The sequence below is a fragment of the Mesorhizobium sp. genome (assembly GCF_005063415.1).
In the GTDB taxonomy this organism is placed as follows: Bacteria; Pseudomonadota; Alphaproteobacteria; order Rhizobiales; family Rhizobiaceae; genus Mesorhizobium.
In genome coordinates this window covers 1-4779 of the sequence record NZ_SUEG01000239.1, presented here as the reverse complement: position 1 = coordinate 4779, position 4779 = coordinate 1, and the positions used below count along the sequence as shown (strand labels likewise).

General features: G+C 64.4%; 3 protein-coding genes. 2 read left to right on the top strand and 1 reads right to left on the bottom strand.

The features are described 5' to 3' along the window. The coding region (locus E5W70_RS30820) for a YHS domain-containing protein (RefSeq protein ID WP_292665031.1) at positions 1–920 on the bottom strand (920 nt) is incomplete at its 3' end. Between the two features lie 228 nt (positions 921–1148). Here E5W70_RS30820 and E5W70_RS30815 point away from each other — a divergent pair. Continuing rightward, positions 1149–3947, top strand: a complete 2799-nt coding sequence (locus tag E5W70_RS30815) for a [protein-PII] uridylyltransferase (RefSeq protein WP_292665030.1) — start codon at positions 1149–1151, stop codon at positions 3945–3947. 46 nt (positions 3948–3993) lie between these two features. After that, on the top strand, positions 3994–4779 hold a 786-nt coding region (gene murJ, locus E5W70_RS30810), incomplete at its 3' end, for a murein biosynthesis integral membrane protein MurJ (RefSeq protein ID WP_292665029.1).

The window sequence follows — 4779 nt, the reverse complement described above, 5'->3', positions numbered from 1 at the left end:
TCACGGGCGCGCAATTCCAGCACCTGGCCGAGGAACACCAGCGCGACGATCACCGCCGCCGCCTCGAAATAGACCGGCACGGTGCCGTCATGGCCGCGGAACTGGTGCGGAAAGAGGCCTGGAAACAGCGTGGCGACGACGCTGTAGAGATAGGCGGCACCGACGCCGAGCGAGATCAGCGTCCACATATTGGGGCTGCGATTGAGGATCGAATCCCAGTCGCGGTGGAAGAAGGGGAATGCCGCCCACAGCACCACGGGGCTGGCCAGCGCCAGTTCCAGCCAGACCTTAGTACGGTCGTCGATGAAGGCCTCGAACGTCAGGCCGAGCATCGGTGCCATGGCGATGACCAGCAACGGCACGGACAGCACCGCGCTCACCCACAACCGCCTGGTGAAGTCGACCAGTTCGGGGTTCGGACCCTCGTCGCCGGTCGGCACCCCCATCGGCTCCAGCGCCATGCCGCAGATCGGGCACGAGCCGGGCTTGTCGCGGATGATTTCCGGATGCATCGGGCAGGTGTATTGTGTGCCCTTGGGCATCGCCTGCGGTGCCGGCCTGTCGCCGAGATACTTTGCCGGCTCGGCCTCGAATTTCGCCTGGCAAGCGGCCGAGCAGAAATAGAAACCCTGGCCCTCGTGCCGCAAAAAGTGCCTGGCCGTGGCACGGTCGACGCTCATGCCGCAGACGGGATCGGTGGCGGTCAGATATTTCTGGGGTTCGGCGACGAATTTCGAACGGCAGCTTTCGCTGCAGAAATGATAGCGATGGCCGCCATGCTCGGTCGTCGGCTTGCCGGCGGCCGGATCGACCGTCATGCCGCAGACCGGATCGCGGATGTCGGCGTCCGCAGCAGAGGAGGCGCCCTTTGCCGAGCAACAGCTGCCATTGGCGTGATGATGGTGATCGGAATGCGTCATGCCGAAAGCCCCTGTATTTCGATGTTGCGGCGGAGGTAGTGCTTCCAGTAACTGGAAGGTCAAGGGCTGTTTTCGATTTTTCGCGCCCAAGCCCCTAACCGAACCGGCCGCGGGCGCGATACGATCGTCCCGTTCCACCGCTGCGGAGAACGCGTCCGTCCGCCCCATACCCAGCGCCGCGAAAACGCGCTATAGACGCCGCCAAAACGGCGAGGCCGAACGGCATTTATGGCAAGAATATCCCTGAAGCTCGAGGAACTGATCGACGGCGAAGCCTTGCGCCGCGAGATGACCGAACTGACCGCGGCCACGGCAGGCGACGGTTCGGGTAGGGCCGCGCGCAGCGGCGTTCTCAAGCTTCTCAAAAGCCGGCTCGCCGACGGCCGCACGGTCGCCGAACGCATGCTGATGGACGATGGCAGCGGCACCGCCTGCGCCGCCCGGCTGTCGCATCTGATGGATGAGATCATCCGCGCGCTCTACGATTTCGCCGCCACCCATGTCTATCGCGTCAAAAACCCGTCATCGGCCGAGCGCATGGCGGTCGTTGCCGTCGGCGGCTATGGCCGCGGCACGCTGGCGCCGGGGTCCGACATCGATCTCCTGTTCTTGCTGCCCTACAAGCAGACGCCCTGGGGCGAGCAGATCGTCGAATATATGCTCTACATGCTGTGGGACCTCGGCCTGAAGGTCGGCCACGCGACGCGCAACATCGACGAATGCCTCAGGCTGTCGCGCACCGACATCACCATCCGCACCTCGATCCTGGAAGCGCGCTTCCTGTGGGGCGAGCAAAAGCTCTATGACGAGCTTCTGCAGCGCTTCGACCACGAGGTGGTGCGCACCACCGGCCCCGAATATGTCCAGGCCAAGCTTGCCGAACGCGACGAGCGTCACGCCAAGGCCGGCGAGAGTCGCTACCTCGTCGAACCCAACGTCAAGGACGGTAAGGGCGGCCTGCGCGACCTGCAGACGCTGTTCTGGATCGCCAAATATTTCTACCGGGTGCGCACCGGCGAGGAACTGGTCGACAAGGGCGTCTTTACCGACGGCGAATACAGGGAATTTCAGAAGGCCGAGGACTTCCTGTGGGCGGTGCGCTGCCACATGCATTTCCTCACCGGCAAAGCCGAGGAGCGGCTGCATTTCGACATCCAGCGCGATATTGCCGAGCGGCTGGGCTATACCACCCATCCCGGCCTGTCGGCGGTCGAGCGCTTCATGAAGCACTACTTCCTCGTCGCCAAGGACGTCGGCGACCTGACCCGCATCTTCTGTGCCGCGCTGGAAGAGGAGCAGGCCAAGCATGTGCCGGGCTTCAACCGCATCTTCCTCACCTTTTCGCGCCGCAAGCGCAAGCTCGCCGGCACGGCCGATTTCATCGTCGACAACCACCGCATCAACATTGCCGACGACGAGGTGTTCGAGCGCGATCCGGTTAACCTGCTCAGGTTGTTCTGGTTTGCCGACAAGCACGGCCTGGAATTCCACCCGGATGCGCTGAAGCTTTTGACCCGCTCGCTCGGCCTCGTCGGCAAGGCGCTCAGGCGCGACGAGGAGGCCAATCGGCTGTTCCTCGACATCTTGACCTCGGACCGCAATGCCGAGCTCAATCTGCGGCGCATGAACGAGGCCGGACTGCTTGCCAGACTGATCCCGGATTTCGGCAAGATCGTCGCCATGATGCAGTTCTCGATGTACCATCACTACACCGTGGACGAGCATTTGATCCGCTGCATCGGCGTGCTGGCCGAGATCGAACGCGGCGACGGCGAAAAGGTCCATCCGCTTTCCCACGCGCTGATGCCGGGGCTGAAGAAGAGCCGCGAGGCGCTCTATGTCGCCGTGCTGCTGCACGATATCGCCAAGGGCAGGCCGGAGGACCATTCGCAAGCCGGCGCCAGGATCGCCCGGCGCATCTGCCCGCATATGGGGCTTTCGCCGGCCGACACCGAAACGGTCGCCTGGCTGGTCGAGAACCACCTCGTCATGTCGATGACGGCGCAGACCCGCGATCTCAACGACCGCAAGACGATCGAGGATTTTGCCGCCATTGTGCAGTCGGTCGAACGGCTGAAGATGCTGCTTGTGCTTACCGTCTGCGATATCCGTGGCGTCGGGCCGGGGGTCTGGAACGGCTGGAAAGGCCAGCTGCTGCGCACGCTGTACTACGAGACCGAGCTTTTGTTGACCGGCGGGTTTTCGGAGGTGTCGCGCGCCAAACGGACGGCGGCGGCGCGCGAACAACTGGCCGAGGCGCTTGCCGACTGGCCGGAGAAGGCCCGCAAGCGTTATGTCGGCCAGCACTACGAGAACTATCTGCTGGCGGTCGATCTTCCCGACCAAGTGCGCCATGCCGAATTCATCCGCGAGGCCGACCATGCCGGCAAGAAGCTGGCCACAATGGTCAAGACCCACCAGTTCGAGGCGGTGACCGAGATCACGGTGCTGGCGCAGGACCATCCGCGCCTGCTCTCGGTGATTGCCGGCGCCTGCGCGGCGGCCGGCGGCAACATCGTCGACGCGCAGATCTTCACCACCTCGGATGGTCGGGCGCTCGACACCATCCTGATCTCGAGGGAGTTCGACCGCGACGAGGACGAGCGCCGCCGTGCCGAGCGCGTCGGCCGGCTGATCGAGGATGTTCTGTCGGGCAAGAGCTGGCTGCCCGAAATGATCGAGAAGCGCACCAAGCCTCGGCGCGGCGCCAAGGTTTTCCGTATCCCGCCACGCGCCGAGATCCGCAATACGCTGTCGAACCGGTTCTCGGTGATCGAGGTCGAGGGGCTGGACAGGCCGGGCCTTCTGTCGGAGATCACCGGCATGTTGTCGGACCTGTCGCTCGACATCGCCTCGGCCCACATCACCACCTTCGGCGAAAAAGTCATCGACACGTTCTACGTCACCGATCTCACCGGCCAGAAGATCGACAGCCCGTCGCGTACGGCGACCATCCGCAACAGGCTGATCGCGGTGCTCGAGGGCACGGCGTCCGAGCGCGGCAAGACCAAAACGGCCGCCGAGTGACTGTTACCTTCCATTTGCCCCAATCCCGCAGGCAGACTTCAAGCGCATGAGCCTTGTCAAGAAATTCGCCACGGTCGCTTCCGGCACGCTGATGAGCCGGGCCCTCGGCTTCGGCCGCGAGATGCTGATGGCTGCCGCACTCGGCACCGGGCCGATCGCCGATGCCTTCAACGCCGCCTTCCAGTTCCCCAACACCTTTCGCCGGCTGTTCGCCGAAGGCGCCTTCAATGCCGCCTTCGTGCCGCTGTTCGCCAAGGAGATCGAGACACACGGCACCGACGGCGCCAAGCGCTTTTCCGAAGAGGTGTTCGGCGTCTTGTTCACGGCGCTTCTGGCGCTGACCATCGCCATGGAACTGGCGATGCCGCTGATCGTGCGCTACCTGGTGGCGCCGGGCTTTGCCGACACGCCGGGAAAATTCGAGACGACGGTGGCGCTGGCGACCGTCATGTTCCCCTACCTGATCTGCATGTCGCTCGGCGCCATGATGGCCGGCATGCTGAATTCGCTGCGCCGCTATTTCGCCGCCGCGGTGGCGCCGGTGTTCCTCAACGTCATCCTCATCGCCGTGCTTGCCTATGCCTGGTACAAGGGTTCGGACGCCCGCACCGTCGGTTTCGGTCTGGCCTGGGGCGTGCTGGCGGCCGGCCTGGTGCAGCTGGCGATCGTCTGGGCGGCGGTGCGCCACGCGGGCATTTCGATCGGCTTTCGGCGGCCAAAGATGACGCCGAACGTCAAGCGGCTGCTGATCCTGGCGCTGCCGGCGGCGATCACCGGGGGCATCACCCAGATCAACCAGCTGATCGGCACGGCGATCGCGTCGGCGCAGGAC